At 56.0% G+C, this 24,199-nt stretch carries 19 protein-coding genes and 1 tRNA gene; 11 read left to right on the forward strand and 9 right to left on the reverse strand.

The window, feature by feature from the left end; all coding sequences use genetic code 11:
• Positions 1-44 precede the first annotated feature (44 nt).
• The 3 genes from IV493_RS02080 (at position 45) to IV493_RS02090 (ending at position 3,843) form a co-directional block, all read left to right on the forward strand.
• A complete protein-coding gene (locus IV493_RS02080; RefSeq protein WP_095706637.1) occupies positions 45-680 on the forward strand; it encodes a carbonic anhydrase in 636 nt (211 codons plus the stop codon).
• On the forward strand, positions 677-2,152 hold the full coding sequence (locus IV493_RS02085; RefSeq protein ID WP_033784076.1) for a SulP family inorganic anion transporter: 1,476 nt from the start codon (positions 677-679) through the stop codon (positions 2,150-2,152). The genes IV493_RS02080 and IV493_RS02085 overlap by 4 nt, the downstream gene beginning before the upstream one ends.
• A gap of 269 nt (positions 2,153-2,421) precedes the next feature.
• Positions 2,422-3,843, forward strand: a complete 1,422-nt coding sequence (locus tag IV493_RS02090) for a GGDEF domain-containing protein (protein WP_195857663.1) — start codon at positions 2,422-2,424, stop codon at positions 3,841-3,843.
• 25 nt (positions 3,844-3,868) lie between these two features.
• Here IV493_RS02090 and ddlA read toward each other — a convergent pair whose 3' ends face one another.
• From ddlA to IV493_RS02105, 3 genes are all read right to left on the reverse strand, one after another.
• The gene (ddlA, locus tag IV493_RS02095) at positions 3,869-4,966 is read right to left on the reverse strand and encodes a D-alanine--D-alanine ligase (protein ID WP_195857664.1); all 1,098 of its coding nucleotides are present in this window, start codon (positions 4,964-4,966) and stop codon (positions 3,869-3,871) included.
• A 1,061-nt stretch (positions 4,967-6,027) separates the two neighbouring features.
• Positions 6,028-6,103 (reverse strand) — tRNA-Ile (locus tag IV493_RS02100).
• A gap of 202 nt (positions 6,104-6,305) precedes the next feature.
• A complete protein-coding gene (locus IV493_RS02105; protein WP_195857665.1) occupies positions 6,306-7,097 on the reverse strand; it encodes an SDR family oxidoreductase in 792 nt (263 codons plus the stop codon).
• Positions 7,098-7,235: 138 nt separating this feature from the next.
• Here IV493_RS02105 and IV493_RS02110 point away from each other — a divergent pair, with 138 nt between their 5' ends.
• Both IV493_RS02110 and mug read left to right on the forward strand, forming a co-directional pair.
• On the forward strand, positions 7,236-7,820 hold the full coding sequence (locus IV493_RS02110; RefSeq protein ID WP_195857666.1) for a TetR/AcrR family transcriptional regulator: 585 nt from the start codon (positions 7,236-7,238) through the stop codon (positions 7,818-7,820).
• Positions 7,817-8,335: a G/U mismatch-specific DNA glycosylase gene (mug, locus tag IV493_RS02115; RefSeq protein WP_013359072.1), complete on the forward strand. Its 519-nt coding sequence runs from the start codon at positions 7,817-7,819 to the stop codon at positions 8,333-8,335. The genes IV493_RS02110 and mug overlap by 4 nt, the downstream gene beginning before the upstream one ends.
• A gap of 75 nt (positions 8,336-8,410) precedes the next feature.
• Here the strand turns inward: mug and rpoD are convergent, their stop codons facing one another.
• From rpoD to rpsU, 3 genes are all read right to left on the reverse strand, one after another.
• Positions 8,411-10,252 (reverse strand): RNA polymerase sigma factor RpoD, encoded by a 1,842-nt coding sequence (gene rpoD / locus IV493_RS02120; protein WP_013359071.1) that lies wholly within the window; start codon positions 10,250-10,252, stop codon positions 8,411-8,413.
• A gap of 456 nt (positions 10,253-10,708) precedes the next feature.
• Complete coding sequence (gene dnaG / locus IV493_RS02125) at positions 10,709-12,454, reverse strand: DNA primase (protein ID WP_013359070.1); 1,746 nt, start codon at positions 12,452-12,454, stop codon at positions 10,709-10,711.
• A 118-nt stretch (positions 12,455-12,572) separates the two neighbouring features.
• A complete protein-coding gene (gene rpsU / locus IV493_RS02130) occupies positions 12,573-12,788 on the reverse strand; it encodes a 30S ribosomal protein S21 (protein ID WP_001144069.1) in 216 nt (71 codons plus the stop codon).
• 277 nt (positions 12,789-13,065) lie between these two features.
• On the opposite strand from rpsU, the gene tsaD reads away from it, so the two are divergent.
• Positions 13,066-14,079 carry a tRNA (adenosine(37)-N6)-threonylcarbamoyltransferase complex transferase subunit TsaD gene (gene tsaD, locus IV493_RS02135; protein WP_013359069.1) on the forward strand — a complete coding sequence of 338 codons (1,014 nt, stop codon included), beginning with the start codon at positions 13,066-13,068 and terminating at the stop codon, positions 14,077-14,079.
• 29 nt (positions 14,080-14,108) lie between these two features.
• On the opposite strand, the gene plsY is transcribed toward tsaD, so the two are convergent.
• Entirely contained in the window at positions 14,109-14,714 is a 606-nt protein-coding gene (gene plsY, locus IV493_RS02140; RefSeq protein WP_003848436.1) for a glycerol-3-phosphate 1-O-acyltransferase PlsY, read from the reverse strand.
• Between the two features lie 108 nt (positions 14,715-14,822).
• On the opposite strand from plsY, the gene folB reads away from it, so the two are divergent.
• Positions 14,823-15,182, forward strand: a complete 360-nt coding sequence (gene folB, locus IV493_RS02145; RefSeq protein WP_013359068.1) for a bifunctional dihydroneopterin aldolase/7,8-dihydroneopterin epimerase — start codon at positions 14,823-14,825, stop codon at positions 15,180-15,182.
• A 191-nt stretch (positions 15,183-15,373) separates the two neighbouring features.
• Positions 15,374-16,192 carry an undecaprenyl-diphosphate phosphatase gene (gene bacA / locus IV493_RS02150; RefSeq protein ID WP_013359067.1) on the forward strand — a complete coding sequence of 273 codons (819 nt, stop codon included), beginning with the start codon at positions 15,374-15,376 and terminating at the stop codon, positions 16,190-16,192.
• Between the two features lie 15 nt (positions 16,193-16,207).
• Here bacA and IV493_RS02155 read toward each other — a convergent pair whose 3' ends face one another.
• Positions 16,208-17,440, reverse strand: a complete 1,233-nt coding sequence (locus IV493_RS02155; RefSeq protein WP_195857667.1) for a multifunctional CCA addition/repair protein — start codon at positions 17,438-17,440, stop codon at positions 16,208-16,210.
• A 158-nt stretch (positions 17,441-17,598) separates the two neighbouring features.
• Positions 17,599-18,219 (reverse strand): TIGR04211 family SH3 domain-containing protein, encoded by a 621-nt coding sequence (locus IV493_RS02160; RefSeq protein WP_008925741.1) that lies wholly within the window; start codon positions 18,217-18,219, stop codon positions 17,599-17,601.
• A 273-nt stretch (positions 18,220-18,492) separates the two neighbouring features.
• Here IV493_RS02160 and IV493_RS02165 point away from each other — a divergent pair, with 273 nt between their 5' ends.
• From IV493_RS02165 to hldE, 3 genes are all read left to right on the forward strand, one after another.
• Positions 18,493-19,803, forward strand: a complete 1,311-nt coding sequence (locus IV493_RS02165; RefSeq protein WP_013359065.1) for an inorganic triphosphatase — start codon at positions 18,493-18,495, stop codon at positions 19,801-19,803.
• A 33-nt stretch (positions 19,804-19,836) separates the two neighbouring features.
• On the forward strand, positions 19,837-22,689 hold the full coding sequence (gene glnE / locus IV493_RS02170) for a bifunctional [glutamate--ammonia ligase]-adenylyl-L-tyrosine phosphorylase/[glutamate--ammonia-ligase] adenylyltransferase (RefSeq protein WP_195857668.1): 2,853 nt from the start codon (positions 19,837-19,839) through the stop codon (positions 22,687-22,689).
• Between the two features lie 70 nt (positions 22,690-22,759).
• Positions 22,760-24,184, forward strand: coding sequence for a bifunctional D-glycero-beta-D-manno-heptose-7-phosphate kinase/D-glycero-beta-D-manno-heptose 1-phosphate adenylyltransferase HldE (gene hldE / locus IV493_RS02175; RefSeq protein WP_013359063.1), 1,425 nt, complete (start codon positions 22,760-22,762; stop codon positions 24,182-24,184).
• Positions 24,185-24,199 lie beyond the last annotated feature (15 nt).

Below are 24,199 nucleotides of genomic sequence, written 5' to 3' on the forward strand. Positions count from 1 at the left end.
CTTTGTGGTTAGCCAGGATGCGACATCCCGGTAGTAGAGAGAAGATGATTGTGACGACACTTAAACCCTTATTAGCGAAAAATCGCAGTTGGGCATTACAGCGCCGCCAGCGTAATCCGGATTATTTTAATAAATTCCTTCATCAGCAAAAGCCGCACTCACTCTGGATTGGCTGTTCTGACAGTCGCGTTCCGGCAGAAGTCTTAACCGGCTCCCATCCTGGCGAACTCTTTGTGCATCGCAATATCGCCAACATGGTGATCGAGGACGATGACAATTTACTGAGCGTGCTGCAATACGCACTCTTCTTTCTCGGCGTTAAACGCATTGTATTAAGCGGTCACTATGGCTGCGGCGGTGTAGAAGCCGCACAAAATCTGCCGGGCAGCGTACTGGACGGGCAGGAGAGCGCACTGGCGAGACGCATTCAGACCCTGCGTGATGATATTCAGCATGGCCTGGCAGAAATGCCTTCCTCAGACGCACCGCCGGGCGAACAGCTCGATCGGCTGGTTGAGGCCAATGTTAAGGCGCAATTCGCCAGACTGGTGAAATCTGAACCGGTCAGGCAAATCTGGCAATCGGGCCAGGAACTGGAGGTGTTTGGTTGTGTTTACGACCTGCGCTCCGGTCATCTCAAAGAGCTGATTCATCAATCTGCAGAGGAGCCTTCATTATGAACCTCGATACCCTGCGTCGCGATATTCCTGCGGGTCTGGTGGTTTTCCTGGTCGCCTTACCGCTCTGCCTTGGCATCGCTCAGGCCAGCGGATTACCCCCGTTTGCCGGTCTCCTTACCGGTGTGATTGGCGGTCTGGTGGTGACGTCGCTGAGCCCATCCCGGTTTGCCGTGAGTGGCCCGGCGGCGGGCCTGGTCACCATCGTCGTCGCCTCAATGGCCTCACTGGGCAGTTTCTCCGCCTTTCTCACTGCGCTGATTATTGCCGGGGCACTGCAATGCGTGTTTGGTCTGCTGCGCGCCGGGCGGTTTATTTCGCTGGTGCCAGGTAGCGTCATCAAAGGGATGCTGGCGGCGATTGGCCTGCTGCTGATTATGCAGCAGATCCCGGTAGCGCTGGGTGCCGCTGGTGATGCAGAACTTGTGTCACTGGTGACCGGCCAGATGACTTTCTCGCTGCCCGCAATCATGGTAGCGGGTGTCGGTCTGGCCATTTTGTGTCTCTGGACGACCGCGCCGGTGAAACGGATCAAAGCGCTCGCCTGGATCCCCGGCCCGCTGATTGCGGTGCTGATCGGTTGCCTGGCTACCGTGGTGGGAGGACGACTTTTTCCTGAGATGACCCAGGGGCTGGCGCGCATCTCTTTACCCGCTTTTGACAGCGTCTCTGCGCTGGTGGCTGAACTGGAAACGCCCGACTGGATGGCCTGGCAGAATCCGCAGGTCTGGGTGGTTGCGGTGACGCTGGCACTGGTCGCCAGTCTGGAGACCCTGCTGAGTCAGGAGGCGCTGAAAAAATTGCGTCCTCAGACACCCGCGCCATCGCCCAACAAAGAGATGTTCGCGCAGGGTATCGGTAATCTGGCGGCCGGTTTTCTTGGGGCGATGCCGATAACGGCAGTGATTGTGCGCAGCTCAGTCAACGTCAGTGCGGGCGCGCAGACGAAGCTCTCGATCTTCATTCACGGCGTGCTGCTGCTGATTTGCGGCATGTGGTTCAGTGAGATGCTGAATGCCATTCCGCTGGCCAGCCTGGCTGCCGTGCTGCTCTATACCGGTTATAAACTGGCGACACCCAAACTGTTTGTTGAGCAGTTCCGGATGGGGGCACAGCAGTACGTGCCGTTTCTGGCCACCATCGTCGGCATTATCACGCTGGGTATGCTGGTCGGTATCGGCATCGGCATCGCCACGCAAATCCTCTACAGCATCTATAAGAGCCATCGTAACGCGCTGCAGCTTACCCGCTATGACGACCACTACGTGCTGCGTTTCCAACAGAACCTGACCTTTATGCACAATCCAAAGCTGCAGGGATTGCTGGATGAGATCCCGGAGAACAGCGTCGTCATTGTTGATAACGACAATGCGGAGTATATCGATCCGGACGTTAAAGCGGTGCTGAAAGATTTTGGTGATAACGCCGACAAACGTGGCATCCGCCTGAGTCAGTGGCCGGTCGCGGTAAAATAGCGCTTAGCGCAACGGTAAAGTCGTTTAAAAGGCAAAAATCGGATATCTCGGATATCCGATTTTTTTATTTGCGAGGCATAATAAGTTCCTAATTTCTGCTGTCATCTGATGGGTTTAACCTCTGCAGGATAACTTTCCTGAATCAGCCCGTGAAATGAGGCTTTATCGCCGGATGACATTGAGGGTATTCAGGATTTAATCATTCTGACACCACGCGCCTGTTCAGGCTGGCGTGGACAGCCAGCCTCTCTGCGACAAGGTCCGGATGTATGCGCATACAGCTGTTTGAAGAGCACAACGCTAAGAAGAACGCATTTTTGCTGTTTTTGATCACGCTGCTGTTTTGCTTTATCGGCGGACACCTGCGTTTCCCCCAGGAGCTGTCTCTGTTCTGGCCGGTCAACGCGATCGTCACTGGCGTTATCGTCCGTAATCCTTTTCTGCATCAGACCCGCTCTTATTTGGCCATTTTTGCCGCGATGGTGTTTAACGACACCGTATTTTCTGGCTGGGCGCTCTCTGCATTTACCCTCAACCTGGCGAATCTTCTGTTTGTGCTGGTGGCTGCCACGCTGCTGGTAAAGCATCTTCAGCACGACTCCGGCAGCGAGCGTATTACCAGTGTGCTGCGTATTTTTCCGGCCTGTCTGCTGGCCGCGCTGGCCTGTGCCAGCTGGGGAGCACTGGCACAGCAGGCTGATTTTAATGCCGGACTGGCGGTGGCATGGGGTGACTGGTTCAGCGAGCAGTTCTCAACCGGGCTGATGCTGCTGCCCTTTTTGCTGACGCGCGACTGGTCGTCGCTGTCGCCCCGCCAGTTTCTGCAAATCCGCAAGCTGGCACCGGTCATCGCTGTGATGGTTTCGCTGATGATCGGCGCGATGATGGGCGGCGCGGGCAGTTTGACGCTGCCGGTTCCGGCGCTGGTCTGGTGCGCCATTGTGTTGCCGATGCCGCTGACCAGCCTGGTGATCCTGCTGACCGGCATTACCGAAATCATTCTGGTCTCTCATGGTGTGATGAACATTCAGGGCGACGATAATCTGTTGCCGATTAGCCATCTGACCTCTGCGCGGCTGGGCGTGGCAACCATCGCGATCAGTCCGCTGATCGTGGCCGCAAGCATGGATGCAATCCGCCAGCTTAATCAGCGTCTGGCGCTGCGCGCGAATTACGATTTCCTGACCCGCCTGCTGTCACGTTCCGGTTTATATGAAAGCCTGCGTGCGGAGCCGATTTTCCCGGATCGGAGAGTGGGCGTGATCCTGCTGGATGTCGATTACTTCAAAGCTATCAATGACAATTTTGGTCACGATGCAGGTGACAGCGTGCTGGAAGAGATCGCCCGCCGGATGCAGCGGGTAGTGGGTAAAGCGGGGCGTATCTGTCGCTTTGGCGGAGAGGAATTTGTGGTGGTGCTGTTCGATCAGAACCCTGAAAAGCTTTATTTCCTTGCCGAAAGCATCCGACAGAAGATGGCGAAAGAGAAGTTCTGGCTGCAGGGCAGTACCGCCACGGTCACCGTCAGCCTGGGGCTGGCCCATGGCAGTGCCGATGAGGCGACGGAATGGCACCGCGTGATCAACTGGCTCATCTCCGCGGCGGATAAGAATCTCTATCTGTCAAAGCGCAATGGCCGTAATCAGACTTCGCCGGTTAACTATCGCGCCATTACCAGCGACGTGGCATAACGCCACGTCACCGGATTCGGTTCGGTCAGCTGACGCTACTTTTCAGGGTGCTGCCCTGCTGGTGGCGTTCAATCGCCAGGTCGATCAGACGGCTGATCAGATCCTGATAGCTCAGTCCGGCCGCCTGCCAGAGTTTCGGGTACATGCTGATATTGGTGAAGCCCGGCAGGGTATTGACTTCATTAACGATAATCTCACCATCGTCGGTCAGGAATACATCCACGCGCGCCATGCCAAAGCACTCCAGCGCGGAGAAAGCTTTAATGGCAACCTCACGAATGGCCTCGCTGGTTTCCGCTGCAATAGCCGCCGGGACCACCGTCTGCGCACCGCTCTCAGAGATATATTTGGTGTCATAAGAGTAGAAGGCGTCATGCACCACCACTTCTCCGCAGGGACTGGCTTCCGGCGCATCGTTGCCCAGCACGGCACACTCAATTTCCCGACCTTTGATGCCCTGTTCAATCAGCACCTTACGGTCAAAGGAGAAGGCCAGCGCCAGCGCAGCATCAAATTCTTCAATGCTATCCACTTTACTGACGCCCACTGAAGAACCCTGGTTGGCGGGTTTGATAAATAGCGGCAGTCCAAAGCGGGCAATCACGGCCTCTGGATCCAGATGGGCGCGTTGTGCCTGAGTGACGCTCAGCCATGGCGCGACGTTGAGACCGGCATCGCGTAACAGGCGCTTGGTGAAATCTTTATCCATGCTGACCGCCGAACCCAGCACGTCGGAACCAACGAAGGGTAGCGAGGCCATACGCAGCAGGCCCTGAAGTGAGCCATCTTCACCCAGCGTACCGTGCACGATAGGGAAGATGACGTCGATCTGCGACAGCGGATGGGCGTTGTGGCGGGTGATGATTTGCTGCTGCGTCGTACCTGGTACCAGCGCCACATCTTCAGCGGCGTGATTCAGCGCGATCAGCGCCGGATTTTCAGCGTTAAGTAAGAAGTTCGACGCATCATTAAGACGCCAGTGTCCCTGTTTGTCGATGCCCAGCAACACCACGTCAAACCTCGTCTTGTCGATCGCCTCAAGGATATTTTTGGCCGACTGCAACGACACCTCATGCTCAGCCGATTTCCCGCCAAACACGATCCCTACCCGCAACTTTGTCATCTGTTTTGCCCACTGAAAAAATCAAAACCACAAGATAGCATGGGGGTTGCGCGGGTTAAATTACCTGAAATCTAAATGCTGGCGACAGGAATTGCGTCCTCAGACTGTTTTAATCGCAGCCATCCTTTCTTCCACACGGTGTAGACAGGTCGCAGGGATTACTTTGGAGGAAGAGCGGTTGCAGATCAGAAAGGATGAGAGATGACTAAATCTGACGATTGGGCAGAGGGCAATGTGGGATATCGCCGGGTAGGGCTGGAGGATAGTGCAGCCCGTTGTTGCACCTCGCTCAGTACGATGTCGTGGGCGCTTTCGGGATAGTGTCCTGAATGTGGCGATGACGCCACATTCAGGACAATGACTGACGATTCGCGATGCCGCTTGAGAGGATGAAACTGTGAGCTAAGGTGCAACGTCAGTGTGGAAGATGACTTCTGCCTGCCTCGCTTGTGTTCACACCAGCAGATAGGAAGAAGAGTACGTTTTCTCAGTTGCTTTCATCTTTATGCGGTACCTCATTTCTTTTTGGGTCGGTCGTTATCTTGCATAAAGGTTTGTAGTCAAGACGTGAGACCTTTCTTCTATCCCTGACTGGCTTTCTCTCTTTTTGCTTCCCTGACGTGGCAGGCCACGCGCTAAATAACTCTGAGAGTATTTCGAAAATCGGATGCATGGTTATGTTGCTCTCGTCTTCAGGTCAGGCAATGCCAATGACTTTAACATGAAGCTAATATTTAATGGGCCGGATTTATGAGAGGCGTTTAGGGTTAGTTACAGGGGAGAAACCAGGTCCCCTGTTCCTGGCCTCAGCCATTATTGATGCGTCGTGGATTTTGAAACCGTCTGCCGATTCTGCGGTGTGGCGCCAGCCCTGTCATTGAGGATAAAGGCTTGCAGAAGGCTCTGCTATTCACGGCCTTCATTCGGGCTGCTCAGGATAATCAGTCGGGGGGAGGCGGTAGCGGTGAAAATGTGCCGCCACTTTACCGCCACTCGAAAAGCCAGACACAAAAAAACCGCTTCAATGAGCGGCTTAAGCATATGTCTTCATATAATAAATTTGGTGGCCCCTGCTGGGTTTGAACCAGCGACCAAGCGATTATGAGTCGCCTGCTCTAACCACTGAGCTAAGGGGCCAGCGGAGCGGGGATTATAAAGTATCTCTTCAGGGCGATCCAGCACTCAGCCACTGGTTGCTGAAATAAGCAGCAGCGATTTACCTGCTGATTTCTATAGCAAATCTGGAGAACAGCGATCCCGAAGTCGCAAACAGGCACGGAAAATGCTTCTCCGTGCCTTTAGCGAAACCGGACTTCAGTCATTATGGCTAATGGCTGACTCAGCTCTGACGATAGCGGGATGCCGATTTATCACGAGAAAGGTGAGGGACCATCGCGCCACGTGCCTGATCGTAGTCGTGCCACATCTGCAGATCTTCCAGCGCAGGAATGGTGACCGTCTCCTTGCTGTCGAGTCCGGCCAGCGCGGCGTCCACCATCTCATCGACGTCCATCAGCATTTCAGCCGGGATTTCATTAATAGACTGGCCTGCGCGATCAAAAATCTCTGTACGGGTTGCGCCGGGTAACACCGCCTGTACCTGCACACCGCTCTCCGCGAGTTCACGCTGCATGGCACGCGTCAGGGTCAGCACATAAGACTTAGTGGCGTTATAGGCACCATTGAACATCTCATGCACCAGCGACAGTACCGAGGCGATATTGATAATGGTGCCGTGACCGCGTGCTTTAAATGCCCGGCCAGCCGCCTGTGCCAGACGTGTCGGTGCCAGAATATTTAACGCCAGCATGCTGTTGATGCGTGTGATATCCGCCTCCAGAAACTCGCCTTCGACACCCATGCCTGCGTTGTTTAGCAGCAGTGTAATCTGAGCGTTGTTTGACAGCTCCGACTCCACGCGCTGCAGGTCCTGCTCATGCGTTAAGTCAGCCTTCATTACGGTTACGCGAATGTCGTGCTGCTGCGTCAGCGCCTCAGCCAGTGTGGTGAGTCGTGCCTGATCCCGTGCGACCAGGATCAGATCATAACCGCGTGCTGCCAGTCGTTTTGCGTAAGTTGCACCGATACCGCTGGATGCGCCGGTGATTAAAGCTGTGCCTGATTGTGACATGTTTGCTTCCTCGTATGATGGTCGTCATAATGATCGTTAATATGACGATCATCATATGATTCGTCAAGCTGGAATATGATGAGCGTAATAATTACTATAATAGCCAGATGCTACGTAGCAGACACCGCAGGAGATGAGATGGAAAAGCAGGGCAGCAAAGCACAAACGCGGCGGCGTATACTTGATGAGGCGGCGCGTGTGATGCGTGAAACCGGCACTGAAGGAATTGGTGTGGCGGCGTTGATGAAGCGGGTCGGTCTGACACACGGCGGTTTTTATGCACATTTTGCGTCACGTGAGGAGTTGGTCGAGGAGGTGCTGAAGCATATGTTTGCTGAAGCCGATACCTTCAAGCCCGCTGAGTCGGTGACAAAGCCTGCGCAGCAGCTGGCGGATTTTATTGATAACTATCTTTCCGAGGCGCATCGCAATGCGCCGGCTCAGGGCTGTCCGATGGCGGCGCTGGTGAGCGAAGTGGCCCATCTTCCACAGCCGACACGGCAGATCTTCGCCCAGGGCTTTAATGCGATGCATGCCGGTCTGACGCGGATGCTGGGTGAGCTGAGATTGCCGGATGCGGAAGCGCTGGCCTCCAGCATGCTGACAGAGATGGTTGGCGCGCTGGCGCTGGCGCGCGCCTGTCCGGATGCAGAGCAGGCCAGCCAGATGCTGCAACGCAGCCGCGATGCGCTGAAGCAGCGCACGCTGAAGGTGGCGGCATGAGTGAACACGCTATCCGCGACATCATCAGCTCCGGTCTTGATGTGCTGTTCTGCGGCATCAATCCAGGTCAGTCAACTGCCCATCAGGGGTTCCATTTCGCGCATCCCGGTAACCGGTTCTGGAAGGTGATTCATCTGGCAGGATTCACCCAACAGCAGCTGAAACCGGAAGAGGAGCAGCGTCTGACAGAAACCGGCTGCGGCATCACCATGCTGGTTGAACGACCTACAGTCCAGGCGAATGAGTTAGCGCCTGATGAGTTGCGCGATGGCGGTAAGCGTCTGATGCAAAAGGTGCTGGATTATCAGCCCGCTGCGCTCGCGATTCTGGGTAAAGATGCTTTTCGTCGCGCCTTTAAGCAGAGCAAGGTTGAATGGGGCAAGCAGCCAATCTGTATGGGAAAAACGCAGGTGTGGGTATTGCCGAATCCGAGTGGACTAAATCGCGCATCGCTGGATGAGATGGTAGAAGCGTATCGTCAGCTCTGGCTGGAGCTGCATCCGGAGAGTCATTGAAGTGGGGCAGGGCAGGGGAGGAAATGGTAAAAGGCAGGCATAAAAAACCCCGGCGAACCGGGGTTTTTGTCGGACTTAATCGTCGAGGAAGCTACGCAGCACTTCCGAACGGCTCGGATGGCGCAGTTTACGCAGGGCTTTCGCTTCAATCTGACGAATACGCTCACGCGTAACATCAAACTGTTTGCCCACTTCTTCCAGCGTATGGTCCGTGTTCATATCGATACCGAAACGCATGCGCAGTACTTTCGCTTCACGCGCGGTCAGGCCAGCCAGCACGTCGTGAGTAGCAGAACGCAGGCTCTCTGAGGTAGCAGAATCCAGCGGCAGCTCCAGCGTGGTGTCTTCAATAAAATCGCCCAGATGTGAATCTTCATCATCACCAATCGGCGTCTCCATCGAGATCGGCTCTTTAGCGATTTTCAGCACTTTGCGGATTTTATCTTCCGGCATCAGCATACGCTCAGCCAGCTCTTCCGGCGTCGGTTCGCGGCCCATCTCCTGCAGCATCTGGCGCGAAATACGGTTGAGCTTGTTGATGGTCTCAATCATATGCACCGGAATACGGATGGTACGCGCCTGGTCAGCGATAGAGCGGGTGATAGCCTGACGGATCCACCAGGTCGCATAGGTCGAGAACTTGTAACCACGGCGATATTCAAACTTATCTACCGCTTTCATCAGGCCGATATTACCTTCCTGAATCAGGTCGAGGAACTGCAGACCGCGGTTGGTATATTTTTTGGCAATCGAAATAACCAGACGCAGGTTCGCTTCCACCATCTCTTTCTTCGCGCGACGCGCTTTGGCTTCACCGATCGACATGCGACGGTTAATGTCTTTAACCTGCTCAATGGTCAGGCCGGTCTCTTCTTCAACCTGTGCCAGTTTCTGCAGGGAACGCATCACGTCATCCTGCACTTCCAGCAGCTTCTCAGACCACGGCTTGTTCATTGCCAGTGCGGCTTTGAACCAGCTTTCATTAGTTTCATTACCGGTAAACAGCGTGATGAAATTTTTCTTTGGCATTTTGCACAGCTCAATACAGAGCTTCATGATCAGACGTTCCTGGGTACGGACACGTTCCATCATGGTGCGCATGCTGCCTACCAGGTAATCGAACTGCTTCGGTACCAGGCGGAACTGCTTGAAGACGTCGGAGAGGTTCTGGATTTCGGCAACGGCGGCAGCATGACTGCGACCTTTGCTTTTAATCACGTCGCGGGTGGTTTCATACTGCTTACGCAGGTCAGAAAACTTCTCGCGCGCCAGTTCCGGGTCGATAGAGTTATCGTCGTCGGAGCTGTCATCATCCTCTTCATCTTCTTCATCGTCGTCGTTACGATCGGCTTCAGAAAGTTCAGAACCCACGTGCGTTGCCGTCGGGGCCAGATCTTCTTCTGCGTTAGGATCGACGAAACCCGTGATCAGATCGGAGAGGCGTGATTCACCTGCTTCAACTTTGTCGTATTGATCCAGAAGATAAGTAATCGCTTCAGGGTATTCGGCTACAGAACACTGAACCTGGTTGATACCGTCTTCAATACGCTTGGCGATGTCGATTTCGCCTTCGCGCGTCAGCAGTTCCACGGTACCCATTTCACGCATATACATGCGAACCGGGTCAGTGGTGCGCCCGATTTCAGATTCAACGCTGGATAACACCTGAGCGGCAGCTTCCGCGGCATCTTCGTCAGTATCGGAGCTGTTTTCATTCAGCATCAGATCGTCGGCATCCGGGGCTTCTTCAACCACCTGAATACCCATGTCGTTAATCATCTGGATGATGTCTTCGATCTGATCTGAGTCGACGATATCTTCCGGCAGATGGTCATTGACCTCAGCATAGGTCAGATAGCCTTGCTCCTTACCACGGGTGACAAGAAGCTTGAGCTGTGACTGCGGGTTTTGCTCCATAAGACGGTATCCACACTTCTGTTAAATTAGATTGGTGTCGGTCGGCAGCGCGCCAACAATAGCAGTGAAGGCGTTTAATTCTTGCCGCTGCCTTCGTCGCGGCGTGGGCTTTGCCCAACAGTAATCGGCACTTAAGCCGCTTGTATAAATTTTTGGTGGTACAGGCCTGGCTTACTCGCCATTCTGCTTCCCGGCAGTGCTCGCTCTCCTCACGTACTTCAGTACGCTCCGGGAGCTGTGCGCTGGCGGTAACCAGACTGGCTTCGCCGCCGACGGCCCTTAATTCCTGTGCTGACGGCCTGGCTTACTCGCCATTCTGCTTCCCGGCAGTGCTCGCTCTCCTCACGTACTTCAGTACGCTCCGGGAGCTGTGCGCTGGCGGTAACCAGACTGGCTTAACGCTCCCGGCCTTAAAACAGCCACGCCGCCCTTCGTCAGAACGGGCAGCGTGCTAAATTATTTCCTGGCAAACGCCTGACTGAGTGTCCAGAGTTCACGGCGCTCATCGGCGCTTAGTCCCTGGGTGCGCTCACGCGCAATTAAAAACTCCAGGCGCTCTTCAAGAGCAGAATCGTAGATGCTGGCCAGCGAGTCCTGAAACACCGCTTCGGCTTCTTCATCTACTATCATGTGGTTCCAGATCGCCAGCGTTTCAAGCGTCTGACTAAAATTTGTTCCGCGATATAACTCTAGTAGCTGTCCGGTGGTCAATCCAGGATTCTCAGTACAACGACCCACTAACTCAACAAATAGCGGTAAACCCGGCATTTTTGACTCAGACAGCCCATCAAGCGAAGGCACCAGTGTCGCCAGCTGCGGGTTCTGAATAAGCAATGCTACCAGCACACGCATGGTGGTCCGTTTCAGCGGTGGCGCAACCGGCGCCGTTCCGCTTGCGGCCAGCTTTGGCATCAGCTTTTCAAGCTGATTGTCGTCAAGAATACCGAGCTTGTTCCCCAGCTCCTGACGCATATAAATACGTAAGGTCTCACCGGGGATCTGCGTAATCAGCGGTAAAGCCAGCGTGCTCAGACGCGCTTTTCCGTCGCGTGAGCTCAGGTCAACCTGCGGCAGCAGGCTATCAAACAAAAACGAAGAGAGCGGCATCGCCTGCTCCATCCTCGCTTCGAAGGCGGCTTTACCCTCTTTACGTACCAGCGTATCCGGGTCTTCACCATCGGGTAAAAACATAAAGCGTAGCTGACGACCATCATTCATGTAGGGCAATGCGGTCTCAAGCGCGCGCCATGCTGCTTCACGACCCGCCCTGTCGCCGTCGTAACAGCAGATCACGGTGTCGGTACTGCGAAACAGCAACTGAATGTGTTCAGCCGTGGTGGAGGTGCCTAACGACGCAACAGCATAATCGATGCCGTACTGCGCCAGCGCAACCACGTCCATGTATCCCTCGACCACTAACAGGCGGGCGGGTTCAGGATGGTTCTTAACTGCTTCATACAGGCCATAAAGCTGGCGGCCTTTATGGAAAATAGGGGTTTCCGGTGAGTTCAGATACTTCGGCGTATCGTTACCCAGTACGCGACCACCAAAACCGATGACGCGTCCGCGTTTATCGCGGATCGGAAACATGACGCGGTCGCGAAACCGGTCATAGGTACGGCCTTTGTCATTGCTGACCAGCATGCCCGCTTCCATCAACGATTCGCGGTCTTCCGATTGCTTGCCAAAACGTTTGAGAACGTTGTCCCAGCCGGCTGGCGCATAACCTATAGCGAAATGATTGATGATGTCGGCGCTCAGACCACGACGATCAAGATAGTCGCGTGCTGGCTGCGCACTGGATTGCTGCAGACCCTGCTGATAAAAACCGTTCAGGTTCTCCATCAGCTGATACAGGCTCTGGCGCTGATGGCGTTCCATCTGGCTGGGCCCGCTGCCTGCTTCGTAAGGCACGTCTAAACCGTGAGAAGTGGCCAACTCTTCAATACTTTCAACAAACTCCAGACGATCAAAGTTCATTAAAAAGTCGATAGCGTTGCCGTGTGCACCACAGCCGAAACAGTGATAGAACTGCTTTTCGCCGTTTACGGTGAAAGAGGGCGTTTTTTCATTATGGAAAGGACAGCACGCATGGAAATTCTTACCCTGCTTTTTCAGCTTAACGCGGGCATCGATAAGATCCACGATATCCGTGCGGGCAAGTAAATCATTGATAAATACGCGTGGAATTCGTCCAGCCATACGCCCCAGATTTTCAGCTCATAAACGGCAACAAGCCGCGCTTCCTTTCGGAAAGCACGGCCTTTTACTTGACTCTGTCTGCGTGAATCACGCGGTGGAGGCGGACCTCCGGAACGACTTAGTACAGACGAGTACGGCGTGCGTTTTCGCGAGCCAGTTTCTTGGCGTGACGCTTAACTGCTGACGCTTTAGCGCGCTTACGTTCGGTAGTCGGTTTTTCATAGAACTCACGACGACGAACTTCAGCCAGAACGCCTGCTTTCTCGCATGAACGCTTGAAGCGACGCAGTGCTACGTCAAATGGCTCGTTTTCACGTACTTTAATTACCGGCATGTAACTCTCACCTCGATAAAATTCGGTTTTGCTGCTGACTGCGGCGCCAGCACATTTCAAAATGGTGCAGCATTTTACTCCAACTCATGTTGGTTTGTAAAGCACCATGGATAATTTGAAACCAACAGGAGCGTTTGCCTGTGCGGCTGCCGGTTTTTCCAGGGGCGGGAGTATAGCGCACTCTTTAGCCGACAGAAAATGACTTTTTACGCGGGATGCCCGCGCTGCACATCACATTGCTGTGATAAACTGCGCGCCGCAAGAATGAGGTGATGCAATGCGAATTCTGGGTATTGAAACGTCGTGCGATGAAACCGGCATCGCAATCTATGATGACGAGGCTGGATTACTGGCTAACCAGCTCTACAGCCAGGTAAAACTGCACGCCGATTATGGCGGAGTGGTGCCGGAACTGGCCTCACGCGATCACGTGCGTAAAACCGTGCCGCTGATTCAGGCGGCGCTGAAAGAGGCGGGGCTTGAACCGCAACAGATTGATGCCGTGGCTTACACAGCCGGTCCCGGACTGGTGGGTGCGCTGCTGGTCGGCGCCACCATTGGCCGCGCGCTGGCGTTTGCGTGGAAAGTGCCTGCCGTGCCGGTTCATCATATGGAAGGCCACCTGCTGGCACCGATGCTGGAAGAGAATCCACCGGAATTTCCGTTTGTCGCACTGCTGGTCTCCGGCGGACATACCCAGCTGATTAGTGTCACTGGCGTCGGTGAATATGAATTGCTGGGTGAATCGATCGATGATGCAGCGGGCGAAGCCTTTGATAAGACGGCGAAGCTGCTGGGTCTGGATTATCCGGGCGGGCCGATGCTGTCGAAGATGGCGCAGCAGGGTACGGCAGGGCGTTTCACCTTCCCGCGGCCGATGACCGATCGTCCGGGCCTGGACTTCAGCTTCTCCGGCCTGAAAACCTTTGCCGCGAATACGATTCGCGCTAATCCTGATGATGCGCAGACCCGTGCTGACATCGCCCGCGCCTTTGAAGATGCGGTGGTGGATACGCTGTCGATCAAATGTAAGCGCGCGCTGGATCAGACCGGCTTTAAGCGTCTGGTCATTGCCGGTGGCGTCAGCGCTAACCGCACACTGCGCGAGCAGATGGCGGTCATGATGCAAAAGCGCGGGGGCGAAGTGTTTTACGCCCGCCCGGAGTTCTGTACCGACAACGGTGCGATGATCGCGTACGCGGGCATGGTGCGGTTAAAAGGCGGGACGCGGGGCGAGTTGAGTGTCAGCGTGCGACCGCGCTGGCCGCTGGCGGAGTTGCCCGCCATCTGACGTAAAAAAAGCCGGCTTGCCGGCTTTTTTTATGGCTGAGATTTCTTTTTGCGCTTCCAGATTTTGCCTTCCTGACCGCGCCACAGCCGCTGAATATTATCGTGATGACGCAGCAGGATCAGACAGGAGAGCATGGACACCGGAAAGGTAAACTGCGGTTTGAACCACCAGACATAGAATGGCGCGATCAGTGCACTGACAATCGCCCCCAGCGAGGAATAGCCACTGAGTAAAACCGTGAGCAGCCAGGTGCCGGTGACCAGCCCGGTTAAGTCCCAGCCAATCGGCGCAATCGCGCCAAATGCCGTCGCCACACCTTTGCCTCCGCGGAAGTGAAAGAACACCGGATAGATATGTCCGAGACAGGCGGCAATGGCGGTCAGGCCAAGATAGAGCGGCGTCACGTGCATCAGATAAGCCAGCCAGACCGGCACCATCCCCTTCAGCACATCAAACACTAATACGGTTGCTGCTGCGGCTTTACCGCCCAGACGCAGTACGTTGGTGGCACCCGGATTACCGGAACCGTGTGTGCGGGGATCGGGCAGGCCAGCGAGTTTGCAAACCAGAATCGCACTGGAAATCGAACCGCAAAGATACGCGAAAATAATCATACCAAGCGCGAAAGCACTCATAACACCGTACCGTTCCCTTTAGGGTCGTTTTGATCTCATCAACCGTGGATAATACGCATAATCCGCCGGAAGTGGTATCCGGCTTAGCCAAAAACAGAGACCCTCATCATGGATATCGTATTTATAGAACAACTCACGGTGTTCACCACCATTGGCGTTTACGACTGGGAACAGGGTATACAGCAGAAGCTGGTGCTCGATGTCGAAATGGCCTGGGATAACCGTCTGGCGGCCAGCAGCGACGATGTTAAAGATTGTCTCAGCTATGCCGATGTCTCCTCGGCGATTCTGACCCATCTGAACGGGGGGCGTTTTGCCCTGGTTGAGCGGGTAGCTGAAGAAATCGCGGATCTGTTGATGAACCGTTTCAATTCGCCTGGCGTACGCATAAAGGTAAGCAAACCGGGCGCTGTAGCCCAGGCGGCGCAGGTTGGCGTGCGAATTGAGCGCGGGACTATTCCTAAATAAATACGATGTGATTGCCATCACAATGAAACCAAACCAAATTACTGTCTGTCATAGCGTGAACCGTTTCGTTACAGCAGGCGAAACGGAGCGGACCTTAAGGTTTAATTCAGGCTAATTGCGGCATGATTTCAGGCGATAGCAACGCGCTACCGCCTTTTTAATGGTTTTGAAACGGATAGAGGGAACATTTGATGGCAGATATTCATCAGCTTTGGGTAGCTGCAATCCTGGGCGTTGTGGAAGGGCTGACCGAATTTTTACCGGTCTCTTCCACAGGGCACATGATTATAGTGGGTCACCTGCTGGGCTTTGAAGGTGAAAAAGCCGAGACCTTTGAAGTTGTGATCCAGTTAGGATCGATTCTGGCTGTAGTAGTGATGTTCTGGCGCCGTCTGTTTGGCCTGATCGGCATTCACTTTGGCGAAGTCAAACATGAAGGTGTCGGCACCGGGCGCCTGTCGCTGATCCATATCCTGCTGGGTATGGTTCCGGCTGTGGTAGTGGGTCTGGTGCTGCACGATCAGATCAAAACGCTGTTCAATCCGATCAACGTGATGTACGCGCTGGTGGTGGGGGGTGTGCTGCTGCTGGCCGCAGAGTATCTTAAGCCAAAACAGCCGAAAGCCGTCGGCGTCGATGATATTACCTATCGTCAGGCCTTCATGATTGGCTGCTTCCAGTGCTTAGCGCTGTGGCCGGGCTTCTCACGTTCCGGTGCAACCATCTCCGGCGGAATGCTGATGGGTGTGAGCCGCTATGCCGCGTCAGAGTTCTCCTTCATCCTGGCGGTGCCAATGATGATGGGTGCGACCGTACTGGACATGTACAAGAGCATCGGCTTCCTGACCATGGCAGACTTTCCGATGTTCGCCGTGGGCTTCGTAACGGCATTTATCGTGGCGCTGATTGCGATTAAAGCTTTCCTTGAGCTGATCAAACGCATCTCGTTTGTCTCGTTCGCCATTTACCGCTTTATCGTGGCGGCAGCGGTTTACATGATCTTCATGTAAACCCGTGGCAGCCTGCTAGTCAGGCTGCCCGATCGCCAGACCCTGCGCGACGGCGGCAATGCGTCGTCGCGTCATCTCTTCCCGCACTTCCATTCCTTTGAATCCCGCTTCGATGACCGCTTTGGTCGGCACCGCCTGCGCCAGCGCAAAAGCACGACGCAGATAGTCGCCCTGCGGATAAGGCATACTCTCCAGCCCGGCTCGCCCGCGCGCATCCGCTTCGCTGGTCAGCGCCATCTGCTCAACGCGCTGCGGCTTACGCCAGGCATCGATGCGGTCGAACAGCGCTACCAGTGACGCCGCAGATTGCCGCTCAATGGTGTGCACAATGTCGTGAAACTCGGTCACGATCAGCGCCAGATCGCGAATTGCGTTGGGCACCCGCAGCCGCTGGCACAGCGCCTCGACCAGCGGAACGCCTGCCAGACCATGACCGTGGTGGCTCGGCCACAGCTCAGGCGGCGTCAGCGCTTTACCGACGTCATGAAACAGTGTGGCGAAGCGCACATCGATCTCACTGGAGAGCGCGGCGGCCATCGCCAGTGTCATCAGCGTGTGAACGCCAGTGTCGATCTCCGGGTGCCACTTAATCGGTGCAGGAATACCAAACAGATTATCCAGCTCAGGAAACAGTACCTGCAGCGCACCGCAGTCTCGCAGAACCTGAAAATAGACCTGCGGATTGCGTGAACTCAGCGCTTTTTCCGTCTCTTTCCACACCCGTTCGGCAGTGAGATTCGACAGCTCACCGCTTTCGGCCATCTGCTGCATCAGCTGCTGGGTTTCGGGAGCAATACGAAAGTTGAGATGGGCAAAACGCGCAGCAAAGCGCGCAACGCGCAATACCCGCAGCGGATCTTCACTGAAGGCTTCCGAGACATGACGCAGCAGGCGCTGGGCAATATCACGCTGGCCGTTGTAGGGATCAACCAGCTCGCCGTTTTCATCCTGCGCAATAGCATTGATGGTCAGATCGCGGCGCTGTAAGTCCTGCTCCAGCGTCACGTCGGGCGCAGACCAGGTGACAAAGCCGGTGTAGCCTTTCCCGTTTTTCCGCTCGGTCCGGGCCAGCGCATACTCTTCGCGACTGACGGGATGCAGGAAAACGGGAAAATCGCGACCGACCTGTTGATAACCCTGCTCAAGCATGACTTCGGGCGTGGAGCCTGTTACCACCCAATCTTTGTCTGTAACCGGCAGATTCAGCAGCGCATCACGCACCGCACCGCCAACAAGAAACGTCTTCACGCAAAACTCCAGAGAAAAAGAAATGACCTGCACGCCGGGCGTATCCCGCGCCTGAAATCAGCGGTGCATCTCATTTTATTGTTGCACAGATTCCCCGGATTGCAGACATGCCAAAAGGGGGATCCTGCGATCCCCTGCTCAAACCCGACAGAAGGGGGTCAGTTCATCCAGCGATCGCTTTTCTTACGGCGCGGCAGCATGTGCGGCAATAAGAGTCCCAGCAGCAGGCCAACACCCAGCACGCCTCCGCCATACATAAACCACTGCATGATGATGGTGCGCTGCTTGTCATCCAGCTGAACGTTAGCGGCGCTGACTTTCTTCTGGGCGACGATCAGCTCATTTTTCAGCTTCTGATTCTCGCCTTTCAGCCCGTTGATCACGCCGTCGCTGCTGGCGACTTTGTTCTGCATCTCAGCAGTACGCTGATTCCAGCTGTTGTCGATGTTATCCAGCTTGGCCGTCAGATCTTTCACCTGCTGCTCAAGCTGCGGCACCCGGGTACGCAGGCTCGGATTGGCACTGAGCTGCGACAGGGGGATCCAGGTGGTGCGGCCTTCCGAATCACGGATCTGGCCATAATGGGTGTCATTGTTAGTCTGTAGCAGCTGCACCTCTTCCCCGGCGTTCAGCTTACCGAGCAGGCGGAACTGATCGCCCGGCCCGCTGCGGACCCAGGTTGAGAGTTCATCAGAAACATAGCGTTTTTCGTCGGCATGGGCAGGTGCAAGGGTGCTGAGGGCCAGCAAAGTGAGTCCAGCGAGTGTGATTTTTTTCATTCGATTTCGTTTGGCTTAGTCTGACTTAAAATTTACCGGCACAGTCTGGAGAGGCCTCGCATAAATCTGAATGAGAACTATCCTGGTCTCATGAGAGTGCGAAAAGGTCTGCGAAAGAGCAAAGAAAGCAGAGACAGCGCGGCTTCTGTGCATTAATCTTCGCCTCATAAACCCCTTGCCCTCCAGGCGGCAGCGTGAGTAACCTGCTGATAATCGCCTGAAATATGCAGGAAAAACCCTCTTAAGTGCCAGCGGCGTAGTGAATAAAAAATTATGACCATCGAAATCGAACTAAAGTTCATTGCAACTCCACAGGCAGCCGGGAAACTGGCTGAACTGCTCTCCACTCTGCCGCATCAGCATCAGGCTGCTCGCGAGCTGACCAACATCTACTTCGAAACTGACGACAACCAGCTTCGGCGCTGGGACATGGGATTACGTATCCGTGGCGTCGACCAGCGTTATGAAATGACGCTGAAAGCGGCGGGGCAGACGCTCGGCGGCCTGCATCAGCGTCCGGAATATAACGTTGAGCTCAGCGAGCCGGTGCTGGATATTGCGCGCCTGCCCGCAGAGATCTGGCCTAAGGGCACTGATGTCGCGGCGTTGCAACAGCGGTTACAGCCGCTATTCACCACCCATTTCCAGCGCGAAGTCTGGCTGATCACCACAGGCAATAGTGAAATTGAAGTCGCATTTGATCAGGGTGCGGTCACGGCGGGTGAGCTCAGCGAACCGCTGTGCGAGATCGAACTGGAGCTGAAAAGTGGCGAACGCCAGGATCTGCTGGCCTTTGCGCAGCAACTGGTGGCGCTGGGCGGTCTGCGTATGGGCAGCCTGAGCAAAGCCGCCCGCGGTTATCAACTGGCGCAGGGTAATCCGCCGCGCCAGATTGAGGCTTTCCCGCTGCTGAAAGCAGGCGCTAAAGCGACCGTTGAGCAGGGCATGGTCGCTTCAATGTCGGCGGGGCTGCGTCACTGGCAATATCATGAAGAAGTCTGGCTGCGCGGCAACGCGGCGGCGCAGGATGCAGTGCGCGAAGCGCTGGATCTGTTGCGTCAGGCGTTCAGCCTGTTTGGTGCGCTGGTGCCACGCAAAGCCAGCAGTGCTCTGCGTCAGCAGCTGACCACGCTGGAAGAGACGCTGGTAAACGAAGAGCAGGAGGCGGCGACGTTCTGCTTATCTTCCCTCTCGGTTGAAACGCAGCTGGCGCTGACCCACTGGCTGGCGGAGTCTCAGTGGCGTCAGTGGATCGATGCCAAAGGAGAAGCCAAGCTGCAGGGTTCGTTTAAGCGTTTCAGCGACATCATGCTGAGCCGCGTCAATGCCGATCTGAGAGAGACATTCATCACGGTCAAACAGCCCAATGAGTATCAGGACAAAGCTACCCGTCTGGCGCGTCAGCTGCTGACGGTGCACCTGCTGGCGGGTTCCTATCCCGTGGAAACGGTGATGGCCTGGCTCGAACCCTGGCAGCAACTACTGTCGGCGATTCATGAAAAGCAGTCATCCGGATTAGCCTGGCTGACGTCGCAGGCACTGAAACAGCAGCCATTCTGGCTCACCAGCGGCGCTAGCCGCTAACGGGTAATTCGTACCGCCATCAAGGAGGGCGTTATGTTGGCAGCACTTCCCGCGTTGCTACGCGACCAGGCCGACCAGGCCGCCCGACAGCTTGGGGTTCCGCCGACTTCGCTTAGCCCGGAGCAGGCCGCCGGGCTGGCTTTCAGCGATTTCGTGCTGGAAAACCTGCAACAACATCCCGACTGGTGGCAGACGATGCTCGACCAGCCGCTGCAGCCTGATGAGTGGCAGCACTACGCTGTATGGCTAAATGAGGTACTCAGCGGCATTGACAGTGAAGCGAGCCTGATGCGCGAACTGCGGCTGTTTCGCCGCCGTATGCTGGTGCGTATCGCCTGGATGCAGGCTCTGCAACACGCCACGACTGAACAGAGTCTGCAACAGCTTAGTGTCTTAGCTGAGGTGCTGGTCAGCAGGGCGCGCGACTGGGTATATCAGGATTGCTGCCGTGATTTTGGTACGCCCTGTAATGCCGATGGCGACGCTCAGCCGCTGCTGATTCTGGGCATGGGCAAGCTGGGTGGCGGTGAACTGAACTTCTCCTCTGACATTGACCTTATTTTCGCCTGGCCAGAAAACGGCACCACGCGCGGCGGACGGCGTGAGCTCGATAATGCTCAGTTCTTTACCCGTATGGGCCAGCGGCTGATCAAAGTCCTGGATCAACCCACCATGGATGGCTTTGTCTACCGTGTGGATATGCGGCTGCGGCCGTTTGGCGACAGCGGTCCGCTGGTCATGAGCTTTGCCGCACTGGAAGATTACTACCAGGAGCAGGGACGTGACTGGGAGCGTTACGCCATGGTCAAGGCCCGCCTGATGGGCAATGACCACGACCGCTGGAGCCTGGAGCTGCAGCAGATGCTGCGGCCGTTCGTATATCGGCGTTACATCGATTTCAGCGTGATCCAGTCGCTGCGTAACATGAAAGGGATGATCAGCCGTGAAGTCCGGCGACGCGGGCTGAAAAACAATATCAAACTCGGCGCGGGCGGCATCCGTGAAACCGAGTTTATCGTGCAGGTGTTCCAGCTGATTCGCGGCGGACGTGAACGCTCGCTTCAGTTGCGTTCGCTGCTGCCGACGCTTGAGGCGATCAAAACGCTGGCCCTGCTGCCTGCTGAGCAGGTGGATGCGCTGCGTGACGCCTATCTGTTCCTGCGGCGGCTGGAGAATCTGCTGCAAAGCCTGGGTGACGAGCAGACCCAGACGCTGCCCGAGGATGAGCTGCATCGCGCCCGGCTGGCGTGGGCGATGGATTGTGCCGACTGGCCTGCGCTGATGACCCAACTTGATGCTCAGATGGCAGCGGTACGGACAATCTTTGATGAGCTGATTGGGGAAGATACGCCTGAGATTGGCGATCAGCGTGAGCTGGCGGAGTTTCAGGTGCTGTGGCAGGACCAGCTGGAAGATAGTGAACTGGCTCCGCTGGTGCCGCAGCTCAGCGACGATCAGCGGCTTACGCTGCATCAGACGCTGGAGGCGTTTCGTCAGGACATCAGCCGGCGCACCATCGGCCCGCGTGGCCGTCAGGCGCTGGATCAGCTGATGCCGCGCCTGCTGAGCGAGGTCTGCCCGCGTGAAGACGCGGCGGTCACGCTGAGCCGTCTGACGCCACTGCTGCTCGGCGTGCTGACCCGCAGCACCTATCTGGAGCTGCTGACCGAATATCACGGTGCCCTGCGTCACCTGATTCGCCTGTGTGCGGCCTCACCGATGGTAGCCAGCCAGCTGGCGCGTCACCCCCTGTTGCTGGATGAACTGCTCGATCCCGCCACGCTCTATCAGCCGACTGCCACCGACGCCTATCGTGACGAGCTGCGGCAGTATCTGCTGCGCATCCCCACTGAGGATGAGGAGCAGCAGCTGGAAGCGGTGCGGCAGTTTAAGCAGGCGCAGCATCTGCGTATCGCTGCTGCTGACATCGCGGGCACGCTGCCGGTGATGAAAGTCAGCGATCATCTCACCTGGCTGGCGGAAGCAATCATCGACTCTGTGGTGCGTCAGGCGTGGAACATGATGGTGCAGCGCTACGGTCGTCCCTCTCACCTGAGCAATGAACATGAACGCGGTTTTGCGGTGCTGGGTTACGGCAAACTGGGTGGCTGGGAGCTGGGTTACAGTTCTGACCTCGATTTAGTCTTCCTGCATGACTGTCCGGCAGACGCCGTGACCGAAGGGGATCGCAGCATCGATGGTCGTCAGTTCTATCTGCGGCTCGCTCAGCGCATTATGCATCTCTTTAGTACCCGCACTGCCTCCGGCATTCTCTACGAAGTGGACGCGCGGCTGCGTCCTTCTGGCGCGGCGGGGATGCTGGTCAGTACCTTTGAGGCATTTGAAGAGTATCAGCGCAGTGAAGCCTGGACATGGGAACATCAGGCGCTGGTCCGGGCGCGCGTGGTGTTTGGTGAGGCGGCACTGGGTGACCGTTTCAACGCGATTCGTCAGACGATTCTGTCGCTGCCACGTCCTGCAGACGCGCTGCAAACCGAAGTGCGTGAGATGCGTGAAAAGATGCGCGCTCACCTCAGCAACAAACATAAAGGTCGCTGGGATATCAAAGCCGATGCGGGAGGCATCACCGATATTGAATTCATCGCCCAATATCTTGTCTTACGCTACGCCGCTGAGCAGCCTGAACTGACGCGCTGGTCTGACAATGTGCGCATTTTCGAGCTGATGGCGAAGTACCATAAAATGCCCGCCGATGAAGCGCAGGCGCTGACGCAGGCTTATGTCACGCTGCGCGACGCCCTGCACCATCGCGCCCTGCAGGAGCTGCCGGGCCACGTTGAGCCAGAGGCTTACGCAGCGGAGCGGCAGACGGTTCTGAACAGCTGGCAGCGCTGGCTGATAACGCCTGCGTCTATCCTGGCGTGATGCTGATAGCACAAATCGCAACTGTGCTATCATCCGCGCACTATTTTTAATGCAGTCTGGAGTGTCTGGAATGAAAGTGACTCTGCCCGCGTTCGGCCAAGCCTCAGTGCTGGTTGTTGGCGATGTAATGTTGGATCGTTACTGGTATGGCCCAACCAGCCGTATCTCCCCTGAAGCACCGGTTCCGGTGGTGAAAGTGGACACGGTTGAAGAGCGCCCTGGCGGCGCGGCAAACGTAGCGATGAACATTGCAGCACTCGGTGCCGCGTCCCGGCTAATCGGCCTGACCGGCGAAGATGATGCGGCGCGCGTGTTGAGCAACACGCTGAAAGACGTCAACGTTCATTGTGACTTCGTGGCGGTCAAAAGCCATCCGACCATTACCAAACTGCGCGTGCTTTCCCGCAACCAGCAGCTGATCCGCCTCGACTTTGAAGAGGGCTTTGAACAGGTCGATCCGGAGCCAATTCATCAGAAAATGCGTGATTCACTGGCCGCAGCGGGTGCGCTGGTGCTGTCCGATTATGCCAAAGGCGCGCTCTCCAGCGTGCAGACCATGATTACCCTTGCGCGCGAAGCGGGCGTGCCGGTATTGATCGATCCGAAAGGCACTGATTTTGCGCGCTACCGTGGCGCGACGCTGCTGACGCCGAACCTCTCCGAATTTGAAGCCGTGGTCGGCAAATGCAAAAACGAAGAGGAGATCGTGGCGCGTGGCACCCAACTGATCGCGGATTTTGATCTCTCCGCACTGCTGGTGACCCGTTCCGAAAACGGTATGACGCTGCTGCAGCCGGGCAAAGCGCCTCTGCATCTGCCAACCCAGGCGCAGGAAGTCTATGACGTCACCGGTGCCGGCGATACGGTGATTGGCGTGCTGGCGGCAGCGCTGGCAGCCGGCGACTCGCTGGAAGAAGCCTGTTTCCTGGCCAACGCGGCAGCGGGCGTGGTGGTGGGTAAACTCGGTACCTCGACCGTCAGCACCGTTGAACTGGAAAATGCGATTCATGCCCGCCCGGAACAGGGTTTTGGCATCATGACGGAAGCGCAGTTAAAAGCCGCCGTTGAGATGGCCCGCCGTCGTGGCGAAAAAGTGGTGATGACTAACGGCGTGTTCGACATTCTGCATGCGGGACATGTCTCTTATCTGGCCAACGCCCGCAAGCTCGGCGATCGACTGATCGTTGCGGTGAACAGCGATGCGTCGACTAAGCGTCTGAAAGGTGAAAGCCGTCCGGTCAATCCGCAGGAAAACCGGATGATCGTGCTGGGTGCGCTGGAAGCGGTCGACTGGGTGGTCGTATTTGAAGAGGATACGCCGCAGAGGCTGATTGCGGGCATTCTGCCTGACCTGCTGGTCAAAGGCGGTGATTACAAGCCGGAAGATATCGCGGGCAGTAAAGAAGTCTGGGCAAATGGCGGCGACGTGCAGGTGCTGAACTTCGAAGATGGTATCTCCACTACCAACATCATCAAAACCATTCGCGGCAGCTAACGCAGAGGGTAAGCG

Source organism: Pantoea sp. SM3640 (assembly GCF_015654165.1).
Lineage (GTDB): Bacteria > Pseudomonadota > Gammaproteobacteria > Enterobacterales > Enterobacteriaceae > Pantoea > Pantoea vagans.